This is a genomic window from Salinicola peritrichatus, assembly GCF_003206715.1.
In the GTDB taxonomy this organism is placed as follows: Bacteria; Pseudomonadota; Gammaproteobacteria; order Pseudomonadales; family Halomonadaceae; genus Salinicola; species Salinicola peritrichatus.
The window spans coordinates 54,392-72,394 of record NZ_PZJU01000027.1 but is presented as its reverse complement, the minus strand read 5'-3'; the positions used below and the strand labels follow the sequence as shown (position 1 = coordinate 72,394).

The following is an 18,003-nucleotide window of genomic DNA, read 5'->3' as shown; positions in this document are numbered from 1 at the left end:
TCATTGAGACCGCCAAGGTGGTCGTCGACGACTGGGGACAGTGTGCCCCGGGGCGACCCTACGGAGCCCTGCGTTACCATGTCGACAGTGGCAAGGTGACCGAGAAGTCCTTGCATGCCGAAATCGGCCAGATCGTCGCCGGTCTAAGGCCGGGGCGCGAGAGCGACGACGAGACCCTCTTGTTCTGGCACCGTGGACTCAGTACGAGCGATATCGCGCTGGGCGTGGCGATGCTCGACAAGGCGAAGTCGATGAACCTCGGTCAGAAGATTCGCTTCGCCTGATGGCTACCGTCAGTCGCGGGGCGGTCGTCGCCTGTTCCCGCATGTACAACGTCAGTCCGCTGAGCCGCCAGTGCTGGGATGAACTGTTCCATTGGCTTGCCGCTGTCAGTGGGGTGGCGCTGGAGATTATCGGTCACGCGGCCCCGGCATCGCTGTCGGCGTTGTGGCAGCGCACGGATCTCGGAATGGCGTTCATGTGTGGTTACCCCTATTCCCAATTGCCGGAAGAGGAACAACCGCATGCGCTCGTGTCGGCCGTCCCCAACGCCGAGTGGAGCGAGGGTCGGGCGCAGTATGCCAGTTATCTAATGACGCGGGCTGGCGGGAATATCTCGTCTGCTGATCTGACCGCTTTACGATGGGGCTGGACGGCGACGGATTCCCAGTCCGGCTACCATGCCCCTCGCGAGTATCTGGCCGTGACCTGTGGGCGGATGCCGGGGCCTGCGGCGCATGGCCCGCTACTCAACCCTCGGGGCATGATCGATGCCATTCACCGTGGCGTCGTCGATATCGGTGCCGTCGATGCCTTCGGTTATGAGCTCCTGCGGCGTCACGATCCCGACATCCTGGCTTCGCTCGACATTCTCGATATCACCCGTCCGGCGCCTTTTCCACCATTAGTGGCATCGCGGTCGCAGCCGAATGAGGTCGTCGATGCGTTGAGACAGTCGTTGCTGATGGCTCACGAGGATCGCGAGGGGCGGGAATGTATAGCCTCGCTCGGTATTCATCGATTCGAGTTGCCTGATATGGCGGCAATCCGTGAGCTATCGGCCCGAGCCGAGGTCGCCAATCGACAACTCGGCGGTCTCTGGTGAGACGTCAACCGGACCATTCCCCCGAACAACAAGAGCTTATGCGATGAAATGGGTTCCCAATCATCTCGACCGATTGCTCGAAGCGTTGATCGAGCATCTCTATCTGGTTTTCTCCTCGATTGCCATTGCCCTCATCATTTCCCTGGCCGTGGGTATCTGGGTCGCACGGCGTCCGCGTGCTTTCAGCGTCACCGTGATCATCACCGGGATTCTGTTCGCCATCCCGAGTCTAGCGCTGTTCGCGCTGTTCATTCCTGTGCTGGGTATCGGCAAGGCACCAGCCATCATCGGGCTGGCGGCGTATTCGTTGATGATTCTGGTACGCAACATTGGCCTTGGCTTTCAGTCCATCCCTCGAGAAGTGCTCGAGGCTGCTCATGGCATGGGTTACGGGACCTGGCGACGCCTCTATGAGGTAGAGCTGCCATTGGCACTCCCTTTCATCGTCGGTGGTATTCGCATTGCCACGGTGACCCTGATCGGTATTGCCACTGTCGCGGCCTACATCAACGCCGGTGGGATCGGCGAGATCATCTTCGAAGGCATTAACCAGCGGTTTTCCGAGAAGATCATTGCCGGTGGTGTGCTGACCGCGCTGCTGGCGTTATCCACCGATTATCTGCTCTCCGCTGCCGAAAACCGCTTAAGTCGTCGTTCTGGGAGGGAGGCGAGATGATAGTCACCGACGCCATTACCTGGATTCTGGACAATCATTCCGCGTTCATGGTCGCCTTCAACCGGCATATGCTGATGTGTGCCATCTCGCTGGGTCTGGCGGCACTCATCTCTATCCCAACGGGATTCATGGTCGCACGCTCACCGAGAGCGGCGTTCGTTTCGGTCAATACCGCGGGTTCGCTGCGCTCGATTCCCAGCCTGGCGATACTGGCCGCCACCATGCCGTTTCTCGGCATTGGGCTCCTGCCCTCGCTGGTTGCCCTCGTCGTGCTTGCCGTTCCGCCATTGCTGCTCAACACCATACTCGGCATCCGTGAAATCGATCCGGCGGTACTCAATGCAGCCAAAGGCATGGGAATGGGGCGGCGAGAGATCCTGTGGCAGATCGAACTGCCGCTGGCCATGCCCTCGATCATCACGGGGGTGAGAACCAGTGCGATCCAGGTGATTGGTGGCGCGGCGCTGGCCTCGTTCATCGGTGGCGGCGGACTCGGCGACTTCGTCAACGCCGGCATTGCGCTCATGAACATGCCCCGCTTGCTGGTAGGCGCTCTACCCATCGCGCTGCTGGCGATTGTCGCCGAGGTACTCTTCGGTTGGCTTGAACGTCGATTCACACAAAAACGATAGGCAAGGATTACCATCCGATGATCAAGCTCGAGCATATCAGCAAGGTCTATCCCGGTAGCGATCAGCACGCCGTGGAGAACCTTGATCTGGAGATCGAAAGCGGCTCCACGGTTACCATGATTGGTCCCTCCGGTTGTGGCAAGACCACCACCATGCGCATGATCAATCGGCTGGAGACGCCCACCAGCGGCAGGGTTCTTGTCGACGATCACGACATTGCGCACGTCGACCCGAAGGCGCTACGCAGAACGATCGGTTACGTCATCCAGCAGGTGGGGTTATTTCCCCACATGACGATCGAAAAGAATATCGCCACGGTGCCACGTCTGCTGGGCTGGGAAAGGGCGAAAACCGAACGCCGGGTCGATGAGCTCCTAGACTTGGTCGGGCTTGATCCGGACGTCATGCGCAAGCGTCTTCCACACGAGCTGTCGGGCGGTCAGCGTCAGCGCGTCGGATTCGCCCGCGCGCTGGCAGCGGATCCTGACATCATGTTGATGGATGAGCCCTTCGGAGCCATCGACCCGATCACCCGAGTGCGTCTCCAGGACGAATTCCGACAGATTTTGCACAAGGTGAGTAAAACGGTGGTCATCGTGACCCACGACCTCGATGAAGCGATCAAGATGGGCGACCGTATCGCCATCATGCGTGATGGTCACCTATTGCAGTACGACACGCCGGAAGCCATCCTTGCGAACCCTGCCAATGACTTCGTGGACAGTTTTCTGGGTCAGGACAGGGCGATCAAGCGCCTGGCGCTGATCAACGTCAGCCAGATGATGGAACCTCCCCGAAACATTGGCGCGACTCGCTCGGTCTCTCTGGAGGCCAACCTTCATGTGGCGCTCTCGCTGATACTGGCGGAGCGGCTCGATGGTTTGGATATCGTTGGTGCCGATGGCGGTCGAGTCGGTTATCTCCCTCGTGAGCGCATCCTCTCCGCTCAACACGAAGCCACGGAAGCATAAAAGGTCGCGACGCGAATCATCTCGACGGAGCGGGGCATCACGCGATGCCCCCTCGCCAAGGCCTGACCACCCTATTCACGCGACCACGACGGAGCCGGTTTTTGCGTGGGGCTAGGCGCGAGCCTCGGGTTTTGGTGGTTCCAAGCCCTTGGCTCGCAACAACGCCTCGCGGAAAAACCGGCCCGTCCCTTCGGGTTGCGCGTCAAATACGCCCAGGTTTCGTTGCGGGACTGGATAAGGGAACCACCCTTATCGGCGTCCCGCGCCTTGCCTGAACGTATTTGACCCAGCAACGTGGCTCGCGGCGCATAGGGTGAACAGGCCCTTGGTAGTATCCAGTTGTCAACCGGCATCGCCGCAGCGATGCCGTAACCGTTATTTGTTGGGTTGCTTGGTCACGCGAAGGTAGGGTTTCTTCTCATCCCAACCATTCGGGAAGAGTTCCTTGGCCTTCTCGTTGTCGATCGACGGTACGATGATGACGTCGTCGCCATCCTGCCAGTTCACCGGCGTGGCAACCTTGTGGCTGTCGGTCAGTTGCAGGCTGTCCAGCACGCGCAGGATCTCGGCGAAGTTACGCCCGGTGCTGGGCGGATAGGTGATGGTCAGGCGCACCTTCTTGGCCGGGTCGATGATGAATACCGAACGCACGGTATTGGTACCGCTGGCGTTGGGGTGAATCATGCCGTAGGCCTCGCTCACCGAGCGGTCGGCGTCGGCCAGCAGCGGGAAGTTGAGCCCGCAGCCCTGGGTTTCCTCGATGTCGCCGACCCAGCGGGTGTGATCGTCGAGCGGGTCGACGGAAAGGCCGATCGCCTTGGTGTTGCGACGCTCGAATTCCGGCTTGAGGCGCGAGACTTCCCCCAGCTCGGTGGTGCAGACCGGCGTGAAATCGGCCGGGTGAGAAAACAGAATGACCCAACTGTCGCCGGCCCATTCGTGGAAATTGATCGGGCCGTCGGTGCTTTCCTGGGTGAAATCGGGAGCGGTATCGCCAAGTTGCAAAGCCATGACTTTCTCCTGTTGCCGTTGACGGCTTCTGTGCGAAGCCTCGAGTCGAGTGCTTATCATGACGGGCGAGAGCAGTGTCGTGAAACAATCGATAGCACTAACGACATGCCAACGCTCGTGATGTGTGAGTGACCTACCTATAACGTGGTAGCCAAGGCCCGATATCTCAAGGGCGAGGCCGTTTTTCCCTTCGCCGTCGCGTTCGGGTCAATTCGCTGGCGCGGCCGCCCCCAGGTAGTGCTGGCGCCAGTAGCGAATATCCAGCGACGAAACGCTGACCGTGCGGCCGCTACCGGGAGCGTGGATCATCTGGCGATCGCCCATGTAGATGCCGACATGGGTCGCGCGATTGCCGGAGCCGAAGAACAGCAGGTCGCCGGGCCGGGCGACATCGATCTCGTCGAGGGCGTGGAACTGTTCGTTGGAGGTGCGTGGCAGCGAAATGCCGATCTTGCCGTAGGCCATCTGGACCAGGCCCGAGCAGTCGTAGCCACTGGGTGTGGTGCCGCCCCAGCGATAAGGCGTGCCGAGCGCCTCCTTGGCCGCCGACATCACCAGAATGCGATCGATGGAGAGGTTGTTGCCATCGATGGCAGGCCCGTCGTCACGGGTGGCGATGGTCTTCTGGGTACTGCAACCGGCGAGCAGCAGCAGGAACAGGCCGATGAACAGCAGGCCCGGGTGGGAGAGCGTTGCCTGGCGATTTGATCGGGTCGAGGGAGTCTGCCGCGCCGCGGTGAATCGAGAGAAATGGTGGGTGGTGGTGCCTGTCGCCATGCCCGCGGGCCCTGTCTGCCGGTTTCAACCGAGTGTAGAGCAGGTGCCCGGTGCTGCAAAGTCGTCCGGTTCAGGCGTTTCGGTATGCGGTCGTCGTGATTCTCTTCGAACCGAGGGCGGGAACCGCGACGCTTGAGAGCGGCAGAGGTTGCCCCCACTGTCTGGTGTCGCCCATCGGCGTTTCGGCTGTCTGTCGATATCGTCATCCGGACCCACAGGAGGATCCCATGTCCATTGCCGAAGACCAGGTTCCCGGCGTGCAAGCCGCCCCGACGGAAACGCGAGGCTTCGTGTTCAACCACACCATGTTGCGCGCCAAGGACCCCGAAGTTTCGCTTTCCTTCTACACGCGGGTGTTCGGCATGCGTCTGCTGCGCAAGCTCGACTTCCCCGAGATGCAATTCACGCTCTATTTCCTGGCGCGTGTCGATGACGCCGACGCGATTCCCGAGGATGACGGCGAGCGCACCGCCTATATCTTCTCCCAGAAGGGCGTGCTGGAACTGACCCATAACTGGGGCAGCGAAGAAAATCCCGAGCTTTCGTATCACGACGGCAACGCCGAGCCGCAGGGCTTCGGGCATATCTGCTTCTCGGTGCCGGATCTCGCGGCGGCGGAGCAGTGGTTCGATGCCAACGATGTCGAATTCAAGAAGCGTTCGGATCAGGGCAAGATGAAGAACGTGATCTTCGTCAAGGACCCCGACGGCTACTGGATCGAAGTCGTGCAGCCCTCGCTGTCGAAAGGGCTGGGACGAGATTCGGGAGCGGCGGCGTCGCCCAGCGCTTGAGCCTTGAAGATCGGGCTCCGTGAACGTGGAAACGACGAGTTCGATCCTGGTCATGTCCAGTTCAAACCAAGCAGGTCATGCTTCACCGCCCTGGTCACGATAACTGTCGATCATTCTTCGGAAATCGGGGTTGTCCACATAAGCGACATTGAAGCGTGACCAGGCGACTGGCTCCCGGAGAGCGACAGAGAAGATTGAACCGGGAGCCAGAACGAAATTTTGCTCCAGCATGTAACGGGCAAGGGCATCGGCGTCGTCGATGCCGGGAAAACGAGCCCAGAGATAGAGGCTGGTTTCTGGTCTGCAAAACACTTCGGCACCCATTTCATCGAACTTGGCGAGACCATGCTTGACCGCTCGGGTGGCATGCTCGACCAGGTGCAGGGCGTGTCTGCGAAAACTCCCCTCCTCCAGAATCAATGCCAGCGTTCGCTCGGAGATTTCCGAAGTGCTGGCATTGATGAGCATATTCAGGTCTGCCAAGCCTTCGGCCAGCGCGCGATCGCAGGCAATGAATCCCGAGCGTAAACCCGCGGATATCGATTTCGAAAAGCTGCCTACGTAGATGCAGTGGCTGAACCCGCCCAACGACGCTACTCTGCGGCTCTCCGGCGGACCGAATTCTGCCAGGGCGTCGTTCTCCACGATGGTGAAGTTGTGTTTTCTTGCCAGTGCCACCAAGGTCCTGGACTTCGATGCAGATGTCGTGGACCCCGTTGGATTGTGAGAGACCGACTGGGTGAAGAACAGCTTCGGCTTTTCCTGTGTCGCCCACCGAGAAACCGCGTCCAAGTCTGGACCATCGGCCAGGCGTGGAACCGGAAGCATCCTGACATTGCCCAATCGGAGCTTTCCGAAAAGCAAGTAGTAGCCCGGGTCATCGATCATGACGCTATCACCGGGGGCCAACGAAAAGCGGATGATCAGGTCCAGTGCCGAATTGACACCGGAAGTGGTCAAGATATTGTCTGGAGAGGCATCGATTTCGTGATCCGCCAGCTTCTGTGCCAACTGTTCTCGGAGTGGGGGATAACCGCCGTGATAACCATAGCGAATGGCGGAAAGCGATCCTCCACTGATGGCTTTCCGGTAATGACGCTCCAGCGCGATTTCCTTGAGCCAGTGCGCGGGCGGAAATCCTTCTCCCAGTCGAGAAGGACCGGGATTTCTCACCAGCTGTTCCCGCATTAGCCAGATATTGTCCATGGCCCGGTCGAGTTCGCGGGGTGTGTCACTGTCATCGATACGTTGGGTGGCAAGGCCGGTAACGAAGAAGCCAGCACCGTGACGGCTTTCGATCAGCCCCTCCTTCACCAGCCGGCCATAAGCGTTGAGCACCGTGTTTTTCGCCATTCGGTGTAGCGCCATGAATTCCCGAATCGAGGGTAGGCGGTCGCCTTTGTGCAACGATCCGCTGGCGATCTGACGGCGAACGATCTCAATGGCGCGCTCGGTGAGAGTCTGTTTTTGACGCACTGACAAAGCGTTATCCTCGTCGAAAGTAGCAGGAATATCCTCGACACCGCTCCTTATCCAGCCGTGCTCATTCCATCCGCAGGAGTGTACCCATCATACTGTTACCAAGACATAGGTACAGTATGTGGGTCGGTGATGTTCCGTTAGTCTGGCGCTATTCGTTCACCACAGAGTTGTTGCCATGACCTGCTCGCGTATCGCTGACTTTCGCAATCTTTCACCTCGTGATCGCCTCCAAAAGCTCGTGGAAATAAAGGCGTTGTCAGACGACGAGGCGGCAAAGTTGATGAGCCCCGGCGCCCTGGGGCTCGAGACAGCCAATGGCATGATCGAGAATGTCATCGGGACTTTCGAGTTGCCGGTGGGAGTCGCCACCAATTTCATCGTCAACGGTCGAGAAGTATTGATCCCCCTCGCTGTGGAAGAGCCCTCGGTCGTCGCTGCGGCCTCCTATATGGCCAGGCTGGCCAGAGATAGCGGCGGCTTCACCACGTCCTGTAGCGAGCCGTTGATGCGAGCACAAATCCAGGTGCTGGACATTCCCGACCCGCATCACGCTCGAATGAGTATTCTCGCCAACAAACAGGGGATCATCGACAAAGCCAACGCCTGCGACGGCCTGCTCAATCGACTGGGCGGGGGGTGCAGGGACGTCGAGGTTCATGTGTTCCCTCATACGGCCAGTGGGCCAATGGTGGTGGCGCATCTGATCGTGGATGTTCGGGACGCCATGGGAGCCAATGCGGTCAATACCATGGCGGAAGCCGTCGCCCCACTTGTCGAAAGCCTCAGCGGCGGGCGCGTCTGCCTGCGTATCCTCTCCAACCTGGCCGATCTCCGGTTGGCGAGAGCTCAGGTCAGGCTCTCCGCTGGCCAACTGACCACCTCGAGATTCGACGGCGAAGCCGTGATCGAGGGAATCGTCGAGGCATACCGGCTCGCGGCGATCGATCCCTACCGGGCGGCGACCCACAACAAGGGCATCATGAACGGCATCGATCCCCTGATCATCGCTACCGGTAACGACTGGCGTGCCGTCGAAGCCGGGGCGCATGCCTTTGCCAGCCGCCATGGCCATTACGGATCGCTATCGACCTGGGAGAAGAATACCCAAGGTGATCTGGTGGGGACGCTCGAAATACCCATGCCGGTGGGATTGGTCGGCGGCGCGACCCGTACACATCCGCTCGCGCAGCTGTCGCTGAAGCTCATGGGGGTCGAAACCGCCAGCGAGCTGGGGGAAATCGCGGCGGCGGTGGGCCTGGCTCAGAACCTGGCCGCCCTCCGAGCGTTGTCGACGGAAGGCATCCAAAAAGGGCACATGGCGCTGCATGCACGCAATATCGCGCTGACAGCCGGCGCCACAGGGGGTGAGCTCGACCTCATCGTGCGGCGAATGGTCGAGGAGGGGCGCGTCAGCGCAGATCGCGCTTCGGAACTGCTGCGGCAGCAGCGCGGAACGACCTCATGACGCCCAGGGAGCCGGTGCGACTCGTTGAGGTTGCCGCCCGCGATGGCCTGCAGAACGAGCCGGAGGTGCTGCCTGTCGCCATGCGGGTCGAACTGCTCGAACGCTTGGCCGATACGGGCTTGCGCCACCTGGAAGCCGGTGCCTTCGTCTCCCCGCGCTGGGTGCCCCAGATGCAGCAGACCCAGGAGGTGCTCGGCCAGTTGAATCGGCGATCGAATATTACCTACTCCGTACTGGTACCCAACTCGAGAGGGTTCGAATCTGCACGGGCCGCGGGGGTCGACGAGGTCGCGGTATTCACGGCGGCTTCCGAAGCCTTTGCCCATCACAATATCAACTGTTCCATCGCCGAGAGCCTGGCTCGGTTTGCGCCCATCATGCCGTTGGCTGCGCAGGCCGGCATCCGCGTCCGGGGTTACATCTCCTGTGTGCTGGGCTGTCCCTACGCCGGCGATGTCGATCCGCGGAAAGTGTCGACGCTTGCCCGGCAGCTATTCGACATGGGCTGCTACGAGGTCAGTCTCGGGGACACGACTGGCATTGGCACACCACGCCGCACTCGTGAATTGATCGAGGCTTGTGCACGGCAACTGCCGGTCGGTGTCTTGGCGGGGCATTTCCACGATACCTGGGGAATGGCCGTCGCCAATGTGCAGGCCGCGCTGGAGGCCGGCGTGCGGGTCTTCGATGGTTCGGTCTCGGCTTTGGGTGGCTGTCCCTACGCACCGGGTGCCACGGGTAACGTGGCGACCGAATCCCTGGTACGCCTGCTCGAGAGCCAAGGGTTCGATACCGGCATCGATCTGGAGCGGTTGGTCGATGTTGCCGAGTGGGCCGACCGCACGCTGTCACGGCGCATGCCTTCACCCGTGGCCAGGGCCATCCGCGCCAATCGTGGTCGGGGCGATCATCTCGGCAACTAGCAAGAGGGGGTTATGACAATGAGAAATGATCGATTGCTCGAGGTCTGGAATGACACGGTTGATGGCCATCACCTGATCGGCTCGCTGATCATCGGTGGGGCGGTCAGCTTGGGCGCCTTTCAGACGGCCGAATGGCTGCTTGGCATGTTCATCGATGACCCTCGAATGGCGCGGACCTACGCCATGCTGTTCGGCATCATCGGTTGCGTGGTGGGCGGCGCGATTTGCGCATACCTCTTTCGGCCCAAGCGGGAGGTCGTCGAAGACACCGTCGACACTGAAAACCTGCAAGGGGTGCTGGCCGCGCTCTACGCCGATTACGGCAGCAGGGGCGGCGTGGAGGATTTACCGGAGGCCGTCCGATCGGAGTTGAGAGAGCTCGAATTGGAGGAGGCCTTTCTGGTCTATGAGCGCGATCATGCCCAAGGCGATGCCGTTGCGGTGACCGAGCGTGACCTCGGGCACGCGGGTCGAGAAGGAGTGCAGTCATGATGGATGCCTTGTTGGCACAGCTTCCCGTCGCATTGGGCATGGGCATCATCGGGGCCGTGGTGTTTTCAGCGATAGGTCTCATCTCCGGCAGTGACGAGACCACGACCATCGCGCCCTTGACGTTACTGGTCGTGTTGATCGGCGTTCCGCCCGCCGGTGTGTACACTTTCTTCCTGGCAGGTGCGGTATCCAAGCACATGACCCATGCCGTACCCACCGCCCTGCTGGGGATTCCCGGCGACACCATGGCCACGCCAATGATGCGCGAGGCAAACTATCTGCGTCAGTTGGGTGTGCCGCACATCGCGTTGCGCAAGATGATCTCCGGTGGCGTCATCGCTGCCCTGATCGCGGTGCCGGTGACCGTGGTCTTCGCGCTCCTGCTGGCGCCTTTCGGTGGCTTCGTGCAGCACACCGCGCCCTACCTCTTCTTGATCGCGGCACTGGCCATCGCCTACTTTTCGCCTGGTCGCTGGGCAGCGGTACTGGCGTTGGGGCCTTTCGTGCTGATAATCGTCGCGCTGCAGAATCTTACCGCTGCCCATGGCGTCAAGTTGGGCGTCAGCTATTTCCTGGGCATTGCCATCGGGCCGCTGATTTCCGACCTGTTCCTGGTATTGTCGCCTGCCGAGCGAGCACGACGGAAACGGGATCGACCGGCCCGGTTTTCGCTGGCGCCCGACGTCAAACGCTGGAGCGGTTACTTCCCCAACCCCCTCAAGGTCCTGGATTCCCGCCAGACGGGTTGGACGATAGGCACTGCCGTGGCTTCCAGTCTCACCTTTGTGTTTAGCCCGGTGGCCATGACGGTCATCATGGGTGAGGTGGTAGCAAGCCGTATTCGACATGTCTATCACCGCTTGACGACGACGCTGGCGGTCCGCAATGGCGTCACCGAGTCGACTTATATCGCCGAAGCCCTCATTCCTTTGATGGCATTCGGGCTGCCATTGAGCCCGGTCGCTGCGGGTCCTGCGGCGCCGCTGTTCAACGCGCCGCCTCGTTTCACCGTGGATAGCGCCAGCGGCCAGGTGAACAACCTGCACAATCTGCTGGGGACGTGGGAGTTTCTGGTCTACGGGCTACTGGCGGTCGTGCTGGCGCTGCTGATCGCGTACCCCTTCTCGATGAACTACGCCCGCCGTGCTGCGGCCTTCGTGTCTCGCAACATCAGCCACGAAGCGATCATCGGCACCTTCGTCGGGCTCATCTTGGTGATCGGTCTCTGGGAAGGCGGCTTGCTGGGCTTGCTGGTCGTTGTCACGGTGGGGCTGGTGGGCGGATTCCTGTCACGTCTGTTGGGCTTCAATATCGGGGTGCAGTTCATGGGGTTCTACATCGCCGTATTGACCGTGCCAGCGTTGACGGCCCTGTTATGAGCTGGACACCCGATATCGCCCTACAGGATTGCCCGCCGTGAATGGCGCTCAAGGCATATCCCCCGGCGTTTCCCCACCCGGCAGGGCGTCGCTCGGGCGTCGGGGCGAGTCGCCTCGGGTCGAGGCATAAGGGGAGCGTCGCAGACAGCTAGCATCGAGCTGGGCGAGTGTGGGCCGGCCGAGCTGGGCCATCAGGTTGTGCAACTGATCCTTGAGCAGATCGATGGCATGAGCCGCGCCCGCTTCTCCGCCCAACGCGAGGCCGTAGAGAGTCGCGCGCCCGCACAGCACGCCTTCCGCTCCCAGCGCGACGGCCTTGGCGATATCGCTGCCACGACGGATACCGCTATCCAGCAGTATGTGCATCGAATCCCCCACCGCGTCGACGACCCCGGGCAGGGCATCGAGCGTCGCCGGCGCGCCATCGAGCTGGCGCCCGCCGTGGTTGGTGACGACCACGCCGTCGGCGCCGATGCGCTTGGCCTCGAGTGCATCCTCGGCGTTGAGAATCCCCTTGATCAACAGCTTGCCGGGCCAGCGCTCGCGGATATCGGCCAGCACTTCCCAGGTCAGCCGGCGCGTCATGCGCTGGTTGATATAGCCGGCGGCGCTGCCCGCGCTCTGCTGTTCCTTGGGCAGATACTTCACCAGATTGCCCAGCGTCGGCAGCCCCTGAGGCCAGAGCGCGCGATAGGCCCATTGCGGATGCAGGCCGGCATCCAGCAGGTAAGGCCACGCCAGTCGCCGGGGGTTGAGATAGCTGCGTGAATCCCATTCGCGACGCCCCAGCACGACGGTGTCCGTCGTGACCATCAGCGTCTCGACGCCGACGTTCCTGGCGCGTTCGAGCATATCGTTACGCACCGCCTCGTCATCCAGCACGTAGAGCTGGAACCACAGCCGCGCATCCGGCACGGCGGCGGCGAGGGTTTCCAGGCTGGCACAGGAGACCGTGCTGAGCGTGAAAGGAATGCCGCGACTGGCTGCGGCTCGCGCCAGGGCGATATCGCCATCCCGCCACAGCATGCCGTTGTAGCCGGTGGGGGCGATGGCCAGCGGCAGTTCGGCAGGGACATCCAGCAGTCGGGTACGGCTGTCTCTGGCCTCGACATCGACCAGCGTGCGCGGCTGCCAGCCCCAGGCGGCAAAGGCGCGGCGGTTGTCGCCGAGCGTGGTTTCGTCCTCGGAACCACCGTGGACGTACTCCCAGGCGAAGGCCGGAAGACGTTGGCGCGCCATCCAGGCGAGTTCATCGATGCTCTGCGCGCGGCGCCACGCATAGTGGGAGGAGTAGCGACGTTTCACGAAACCTCTCGATATCGGCAGGGGGATCAGGGCGTCCCGATACGGCGGACGTTAGCACGCCATGCATTCGTCGACGATGCCACCAAGGGTGGGGTGGAGGTTGGCTTGGCCGTCACGAGGTGAGTCGCGATTCGGCCAGGGAACCTGCCCGGCGCGAAGACGTCTGATGAACGATTCTCTTCGGTGCAGCCTGATTCGCGATGATCGGGTATGCTGCCAATTCGACTGCCGACACACAAAGGATGGGGTGTTCATGGATCGTAGAAGTGTGCTGAAAAGCGCGATTGCCCTGGCTGCCTGGTACGGCCTGCCGTCAGCGCCACTGTTCGCGGCGGCGCGCGCCACCAGCGATATCGCCGACGGCGAGGCGGCGGCTTTCAGTTTCGACTGGCTGCAGGGCTTCGCCCGCGATCTGGCCGCCAAGGCGTATCAGAGCAACGTCGAGAAACTGCCGCCGACCCTGGCCAATCTCACGCCGCAGAACTACAACGCCATCGGCTACGATCCCGACCATTCGTTGTGGAATAGCATGAATGGCCCGCTGGACATCCAGTTCTTCCATGTCGGCATGGGGTTCAACCAGCCGGTCCGGATGTACTCCATCGACCCGCAGACCCAGCAGGCCAAGGAGATCCACTTCCGCCCCGACCTGTTCGAATACGCCAGGGCCGGTGTCGATGTCTCCCAGCTCGAGGGGCAGAGCGATCTCGGCTTCGCCGGATTCCGCGTGTTCAAGGAGCCGTCGCTGACCGAGCGGGACATCGTCTCCTTCCTCGGCGCCAGCTACTTCCGGGCCGTCGACGACACCTATCAGTACGGCCTGTCGGCACGCGGCGTGGCGGTCAACACCTATACCGACGGCAAGACCGAGGAATTCCCGGCGTTCACCCGCTTCTGGTTCGAGACGCCCAAGCCGGGTTCGACGACCTTCACCGCCTATGCGCTGCTCGATTCGCCGAGCCTGGCCGGTGCCTATCGCTTCGTCATTCACTGCGAAGAGGAGCGCGTGGTGATGGACATCGACAAGCACCTCTATCCGCGCGAGTCGATCGCCCAGCTCGGCATCACGCCGATGACCAGCATGTTCAGCTGCGGCACCCAGCAGCGCGACATGTGCCTGACCTTCCACCCGCAGATCCACGACTCCGACCGGCTGTCGATGTGGCTCGGCAACGGCGAGTGGGTCTGCCGGCCGCTCAACAATCCGCCGCGGGTCCAGTTCAACACCTTCGGCGACGACAATCCCAAGGGGTTCGGGCTGCTGCAGACCGATCACGACTTCAAGAGCTACGAGGACATCGTCGCCAACTACCACAAGCGCCCCAGCCTGTGGGTCGAGCCGAAGGGGCAGTGGGGCAAGGGCGAGATCCAGATGCTGGAGATTCCCACCACCGGGGAGACCATGGATAACGTGGTCGCGTTCTGGAAGCCGGAAAAGGCGATCGAGCCGGGGCAGGAGCTCAATTACGGCTACAAGCTCTACTGGAGCGCACAGCCGCCGGTGAAGCCCGAGCTGGCGCGAGTCCGCAAGACGTTCACCGGCATCGGCGGCTTCCCCGAGGGCTGGGCGCCGGGAGAGCACTACCCGAAAGTCTGGGCCCGGCGCATCGCGGTGGATTTCGTCGGCGGCGAGCTCAAGCACTTCTACGACAACGACATCGATATCAAGACCCAGCTCGACGTGCCGGAAGGCGACGTCAAGCAGCTCGATATCCTGTGGGTCAAGGAGATCGAGGGTTTCCGTATCCAGTTCGACTGGTACCCGACCAGCGACTCCACCGATCCGGTCAACATGCGGCTCAACCTGCTCGCCGACGGCAAGACGGTGAGCGAGACCTGGCTCTATCAGTACTTCCCGCCGGCTCCGGAGGAGCGCCAGTATCCGGCGCACCCCAACCAGCCGAGTTGAAGCCGAACGGCAGTGAAACGAGCCCTATGACCGAGAGGTAACCAACAATGACACAGACAACCTCCATTCCGCTGGTCGACATGAGCGGTGTTCGCGAAGGCGACGCCGCCAGCTTGGCCCGTGCCGGGGAAGCGATCCGCCGGGCCTGCACCGAGGTGGGGTTCTTCTATATCGTCAATCACGGCCTACCGCAGACGGTCATCGACACCGCCCTGGAGACCGCCCACGACTTCTTCGCCCTGCCGCTGGAGCGCAAGGTCGAGGTCGCGGTCAACAAGCGTCATCGGGGATTCCACCGCAAGGGCGGCGCCACCATGTACCAGGCGACGCGCCCCGACGAGAAGGAGTTCTACAGCATGGGGCTCGACCTGCCGGAGGACGATCCCTGCGTGCTGGCGGGCGAGGCCTTGCGCGGCCCCAACCAGTGGCCAGCGTTCATGCCCGAATGGCAGCGGGCGATGGATGCCTACTTCGCCGAAGTCGGCCGCTGCGGCGCCGATCTGCTGCGGGCGGTGGCGGTCAGCCTGGAGATCGATCCGGAATTCTTCGCCGCCAAGTACACCAAGCCGCTGCAGCGCACCCAGGCCGTCTACTACCCGGTGCAGCCCGACGATCGCCCCGAGGATCAGTTCGGAGTGGCGCCGCATACCGACTATGGCTGCATCACGCTGCTGTACCAGGATGACGTCGGCGGCCTGCAGGTACGTGAACTGGGCAGCGAGCGCTGGATCGACGCCCCCTTCGTGCCGGGCTCGCTGGTGGTCAATGTCGGCGATCTGCTGGCGCGCTGGTCCAACGATCGCTTCCTGTCGACGATGCACCGGGTGATCAACGCAAGCGGTCGCGAGCGCTATTCGATCGCCACCTTCTACGATCCCGACTATGCGGCGATCGTCGATCCCGCCGACCTGGGGGTAGCGTCCGAGGCGGTGAAGTATCCGCCGGTCGCGGCGGGGGACTACATTCTCGGCCGCATCGACGCCTCGATGAGCTACCGCAAGCAGGCTGCAGGCTCCTAGCCCACTTCCGGTCCCGCGTCTGTCGTGGGCGGCGCGGCAGCACTCCGGCCATAACCGAAACGCGCCGCCACCGGGGCGGTGATGCCGGCGATCATCGCCAGCTCCTCGTCGCTGAACTTCGGCTGGTAGTAGGTCGGCGCGTGCAGACCGCTGGCGGCCTGCTCCAGCGTGTCGGGGGCGATCTCGAGTCCGGCATGATCGAACACCTGCCGCAGACGTTCCCGCGGCTCGCCGCAGAGATCCTCGTAGCGCACCACCAGGCAGGCCTGGCGCAGTTCGGGATCGGCTTCCAGGGTATCGGCGACATGGGCGTAGATCGCCGCCCAGTAATGCGCCAAGCCCTTGACTTCCTGGCCGGATTCCCATAGCTCGGTGATGCGCCGGGTCTGCTCGTCGTCGCCGACGTTGATGGCGCGTCGGTCGAGGCCGAATTCGTAGTGGCCGACCCGGCGCATGTGCTCCAGGGCGCGGGGCTCACTGGTCTCGCCGGCAACGAACAGCTTCTGCTGCTTCATCAGCGAGGCGATGTGCCATACCGGATCGCGAATCGCGACGATGAAGCGCGCTTCCGGGTAGAGCTTGTGCAGATACCCCAGCCGCACCAGATTGTAGTTGCCCTTGGCGACGTAGCGCTGGCGCTTGCGCACGGCGAGCAGCTTGCGAATGTGCTCGTCGTAGAAACGCTCGAACTCGGGATTGGCGGCGTCGCGCCCCATGACCGAGCTGTGGGCCGGATCGTGGGTATCGGGGAAGAACGCCATCCACAGCATCTCCTCGAACGCTTCCGGGCTCTTCGAGGTCACGGCGATGCCATCCTTATGGGCGCGCTCCTGCGCCTTCTCCTGGGAATTGGGAACCAGCGCCAGCCAGCGATTCCACCAGTAAGGCGTCAACAGCGGCGGAAAGTCGGCGTAGCGATGGGTCGCCACCGCCGGATGCCGAGCCAGGTGCTCGAGCAGCACGGTCGTGCCGGAGCGGGCCAGGCCGGCGACGTAGACCGGGCGGTCGACGCGGATATCGGCGATGGCGTCCTGCACCGCGCGGCTTTCCACGTTGCCCAGCTTGATCCAGGTGCGTGGCCGGCGATGAACCCAGCCGCCGAGCCAGTGCATCCAGCTGGGCACCACGAAGCCCGGATCGCTGACCTTGCCGCTGTCGGCCGGCGTGTCGGCACGCGTATCCGAATCGCCCGGGGCGTGTTGGTGCGTCGAGTTCTGGGGCGTCGGCTTTTGATCGGGAGAGGTGGTCATTCGATTTTCGCCCATCGGTAGGTGAGCAGGGAGACGATCAGCATGACCGGGAAGAACACCGCCAGCCAGTGGCGCATCCAGCCCGGGCCGAAAGGCAGATACTCCGGCTGCGGCAGCTCGACGGTGATGCGCTCGACGCCGCTTTCCGCCGGCAGGTAGCCGAGTGGATTGCCGATCAGCCAATTCCACCATTGACGCTGTTCGATCACCGGAATGGGGGCCGTCATCTTCACGTTGACGAGTTCGCTGTCGCTGTCACTGACGGTCAGGTGGGGGCCGTCGTCTTCTTGCGACCACTGCGGCTCGTAGGTGTCCGGCACGACCTGCATCTGCGGTGTATCGCCTGCGGCCGGCAGCGCGTGCGCATAGTGACTCTCCAACCAGGTCAGCAGTGCCAGCAGCGGCAGGATCGATACCAGCGTCGGCACAACCACCAGGCCCAAGTGCTTGAAGGCGCTGGAGAACTGATCGCGGATCAGCGGCCCGGCGTCGCTGAATTCACCATCGAATTCATTGAGCCGTTTGCGCGCGGCGCGGGCGTTGCGCTTGGCCTCGCCGATCTTGCCCTGCGGGGAGAGCAGCCGATAGAGAAACAAGGTGCCGACACCGGCGATGATCGCCCACACCGCCAGGCGCAAAGTGGCCGGCAGAAAGGTTGCCATGCCGCCGTCGATGACGCCGAACAGCGGGTCGGGCAAATCCAGTAATCCCATGTGTCCTCCTGACACGAGACGAGCGTTGCAGCGTCAGACCCCGCCGCGGCTGGATCACTCCTCCCGCGGCGAGATGCTCACCTGCTTCAACCATGGTTCGGGG

General features: G+C 62.3%; 17 protein-coding genes and 1 pseudogene. 12 read left to right on the top strand and 6 right to left on the bottom strand.

The features are described from left to right. The 5 genes and pseudogenes from DOM57_RS11205 to DOM57_RS11185 form a co-directional block, all read left to right on the top strand. Window positions 1–284, top strand: a pseudogene (locus DOM57_RS11205) (hypothetical protein); the annotation flags it as partial. Further along, entirely contained in the window at window positions 284–1,105 is an 822-nt protein-coding gene (locus DOM57_RS11200; RefSeq protein ID WP_204352941.1) for a phosphate/phosphite/phosphonate ABC transporter substrate-binding protein, read from the top strand. The pseudogene DOM57_RS11205 and the gene DOM57_RS11200, both read left to right, overlap by 1 nt. A 43-nt stretch (window positions 1,106–1,148) precedes the next feature. After that, window positions 1,149–1,781: an ABC transporter permease gene (locus DOM57_RS11195; protein ID WP_110649273.1), complete on the top strand. Its 633-nt coding sequence runs from the start codon at window positions 1,149–1,151 to the stop codon at window positions 1,779–1,781. Beyond that, on the top strand, window positions 1,778–2,413 hold the full coding sequence (locus DOM57_RS11190; RefSeq protein WP_110649272.1) for an ABC transporter permease: 636 nt from the start codon (window positions 1,778–1,780) through the stop codon (window positions 2,411–2,413). The genes DOM57_RS11195 and DOM57_RS11190 overlap by 4 nt, the downstream gene beginning before the upstream one ends. A 17-nt stretch (window positions 2,414–2,430) precedes the next feature. Further along, complete coding sequence (locus tag DOM57_RS11185) at window positions 2,431–3,384, top strand: ABC transporter ATP-binding protein (protein WP_110649271.1); 954 nt, start codon at window positions 2,431–2,433, stop codon at window positions 3,382–3,384. Window positions 3,385–3,759: 375 nt separating this feature from the next. Here the strand turns inward: DOM57_RS11185 and DOM57_RS11180 are convergent, their stop codons facing one another. After that, on the bottom strand, window positions 3,760–4,455 hold the full coding sequence (locus DOM57_RS11180) for a peroxiredoxin (RefSeq protein WP_256961125.1): 696 nt from the start codon (window positions 4,453–4,455) through the stop codon (window positions 3,760–3,762). 147 nt (window positions 4,456–4,602) lie between these two features. Further along, on the bottom strand, window positions 4,603–5,172 hold the full coding sequence (locus DOM57_RS11175; protein ID WP_110649270.1) for a C40 family peptidase: 570 nt from the start codon (window positions 5,170–5,172) through the stop codon (window positions 4,603–4,605). 227 nt (window positions 5,173–5,399) lie between these two features. Between DOM57_RS11175 and gloA the strand changes: the two genes are divergently transcribed. Beyond that, window positions 5,400–5,963 carry a lactoylglutathione lyase gene (gloA, locus tag DOM57_RS11170; RefSeq protein WP_110649269.1) on the top strand — a complete coding sequence of 188 codons (564 nt, stop codon included), beginning with the start codon at window positions 5,400–5,402 and terminating at the stop codon, window positions 5,961–5,963. 75 nt (window positions 5,964–6,038) lie between these two features. On the opposite strand, the gene DOM57_RS11165 is transcribed toward gloA, so the two are convergent. Then, window positions 6,039–7,439, bottom strand: coding sequence for an aminotransferase-like domain-containing protein (locus DOM57_RS11165; RefSeq protein WP_110649280.1), 1,401 nt, complete (start codon window positions 7,437–7,439; stop codon window positions 6,039–6,041). A 181-nt stretch (window positions 7,440–7,620) separates the two neighbouring features. Between DOM57_RS11165 and DOM57_RS11160 the strand changes: the two genes are divergently transcribed. From DOM57_RS11160 to DOM57_RS11145, 4 genes are read left to right on the top strand one after another with little or no spacing between them, the layout of a single operon-like run. After that, window positions 7,621–8,910, top strand: a complete 1,290-nt coding sequence (locus DOM57_RS11160; protein ID WP_110649268.1) for a hydroxymethylglutaryl-CoA reductase, degradative — start codon at window positions 7,621–7,623, stop codon at window positions 8,908–8,910. Then, entirely contained in the window at window positions 8,907–9,833 is a 927-nt protein-coding gene (locus DOM57_RS11155) for a hydroxymethylglutaryl-CoA lyase (RefSeq protein ID WP_110649267.1), read from the top strand. The genes DOM57_RS11160 and DOM57_RS11155 overlap by 4 nt, the downstream gene beginning before the upstream one ends. 33 nt (window positions 9,834–9,866) lie before the next feature. Continuing rightward, window positions 9,867–10,325 carry a hypothetical protein gene (locus tag DOM57_RS11150; protein ID WP_110649266.1) on the top strand — a complete coding sequence of 153 codons (459 nt, stop codon included), beginning with the start codon at window positions 9,867–9,869 and terminating at the stop codon, window positions 10,323–10,325. Then, window positions 10,322–11,704 carry a tripartite tricarboxylate transporter permease gene (locus DOM57_RS11145; protein WP_110649265.1) on the top strand — a complete coding sequence of 461 codons (1,383 nt, stop codon included), beginning with the start codon at window positions 10,322–10,324 and terminating at the stop codon, window positions 11,702–11,704. The genes DOM57_RS11150 and DOM57_RS11145 overlap by 4 nt, the downstream gene beginning before the upstream one ends. Before the next feature lie 48 nt (window positions 11,705–11,752). Here the strand turns inward: DOM57_RS11145 and DOM57_RS11140 are convergent, their stop codons facing one another. Next, entirely contained in the window at window positions 11,753–13,009 is a 1,257-nt protein-coding gene (locus tag DOM57_RS11140) for an alpha-hydroxy acid oxidase (RefSeq protein ID WP_204352940.1), read from the bottom strand. A gap of 253 nt (window positions 13,010–13,262) precedes the next feature. Here DOM57_RS11140 and DOM57_RS11135 point away from each other — a divergent pair, with 253 nt between their 5' ends. Both DOM57_RS11135 and DOM57_RS11130 read left to right on the top strand, forming a co-directional pair. Beyond that, entirely contained in the window at window positions 13,263–14,918 is a 1,656-nt protein-coding gene (locus tag DOM57_RS11135) for an OpgD/OpgG family glucan biosynthesis protein (RefSeq protein ID WP_110649264.1), read from the top strand. Between the two features lie 47 nt (window positions 14,919–14,965). Continuing rightward, a complete protein-coding gene (locus tag DOM57_RS11130) occupies window positions 14,966–15,937 on the top strand; it encodes an isopenicillin N synthase family dioxygenase (protein WP_110649263.1) in 972 nt (323 codons plus the stop codon). Here DOM57_RS11130 and DOM57_RS11125 read toward each other — a convergent pair. Both DOM57_RS11125 and DOM57_RS11120 read right to left on the bottom strand, forming a co-directional pair. Continuing rightward, window positions 15,934–17,187 (bottom strand): sulfotransferase family protein, encoded by a 1,254-nt coding sequence (locus DOM57_RS11125; protein ID WP_204352939.1) that lies wholly within the window; start codon window positions 17,185–17,187, stop codon window positions 15,934–15,936. The two genes, DOM57_RS11130 and DOM57_RS11125, sit on opposite strands and share 4 nt — an antisense overlap. Then, window positions 17,184–17,900: a hypothetical protein gene (locus DOM57_RS11120; RefSeq protein ID WP_110649262.1), complete on the bottom strand. Its 717-nt coding sequence runs from the start codon at window positions 17,898–17,900 to the stop codon at window positions 17,184–17,186. Before DOM57_RS11120 ends, DOM57_RS11125 begins: the two co-directional genes overlap by 4 nt. Window positions 17,901–18,003: the final 103 nt, after the last annotated feature.

What these genes read in the sequence shown, in the direction of transcription:
- DOM57_RS11160 (WP_110649268.1), top strand. Translation starts at nt 7,621, where the DNA reads ATGACCTGCTCGCGTATCGCTGACTTTCGCAATCTTTCACCTCGTGAT.
- DOM57_RS11130 (WP_110649263.1), top strand. Translation starts at nt 14,966, where the DNA reads ATGACACAGACAACCTCCATTCCGCTGGTCGACATGAGCGGTGTTCGC.
- gloA (WP_110649269.1), top strand. Translation starts at nt 5,400, where the DNA reads ATGTCCATTGCCGAAGACCAGGTTCCCGGCGTGCAAGCCGCCCCGACG.
- DOM57_RS11180 (WP_256961125.1), bottom strand. Translation starts at nt 4,455, where the DNA reads ATGATAAGCACTCGACTCGAGGCTTCGCACAGAAGCCGTCAACGGCAA.
- DOM57_RS11185 (WP_110649271.1), top strand. Translation starts at nt 2,431, where the DNA reads ATGATCAAGCTCGAGCATATCAGCAAGGTCTATCCCGGTAGCGATCAG.
- DOM57_RS11190 (WP_110649272.1), top strand. Translation starts at nt 1,778, where the DNA reads ATGATAGTCACCGACGCCATTACCTGGATTCTGGACAATCATTCCGCG.
- DOM57_RS11125 (WP_204352939.1), bottom strand. Translation starts at nt 17,187, where the DNA reads ATGACCACCTCTCCCGATCAAAAGCCGACGCCCCAGAACTCGACGCAC.
- DOM57_RS11195 (WP_110649273.1), top strand. Translation starts at nt 1,149, where the DNA reads ATGAAATGGGTTCCCAATCATCTCGACCGATTGCTCGAAGCGTTGATC.
- DOM57_RS11175 (WP_110649270.1), bottom strand. Translation starts at nt 5,172, where the DNA reads ATGGCGACAGGCACCACCACCCACCATTTCTCTCGATTCACCGCGGCG.
- DOM57_RS11120 (WP_110649262.1), bottom strand. Translation starts at nt 17,900, where the DNA reads ATGGGATTACTGGATTTGCCCGACCCGCTGTTCGGCGTCATCGACGGC.
- DOM57_RS11135 (WP_110649264.1), top strand. Translation starts at nt 13,263, where the DNA reads ATGGATCGTAGAAGTGTGCTGAAAAGCGCGATTGCCCTGGCTGCCTGG.
- DOM57_RS11200 (WP_204352941.1), top strand. Translation starts at nt 284, where the DNA reads ATGGCTACCGTCAGTCGCGGGGCGGTCGTCGCCTGTTCCCGCATGTAC.
- DOM57_RS11145 (WP_110649265.1), top strand. Translation starts at nt 10,322, where the DNA reads ATGATGGATGCCTTGTTGGCACAGCTTCCCGTCGCATTGGGCATGGGC.
- DOM57_RS11155 (WP_110649267.1), top strand. Translation starts at nt 8,907, where the DNA reads ATGACGCCCAGGGAGCCGGTGCGACTCGTTGAGGTTGCCGCCCGCGAT.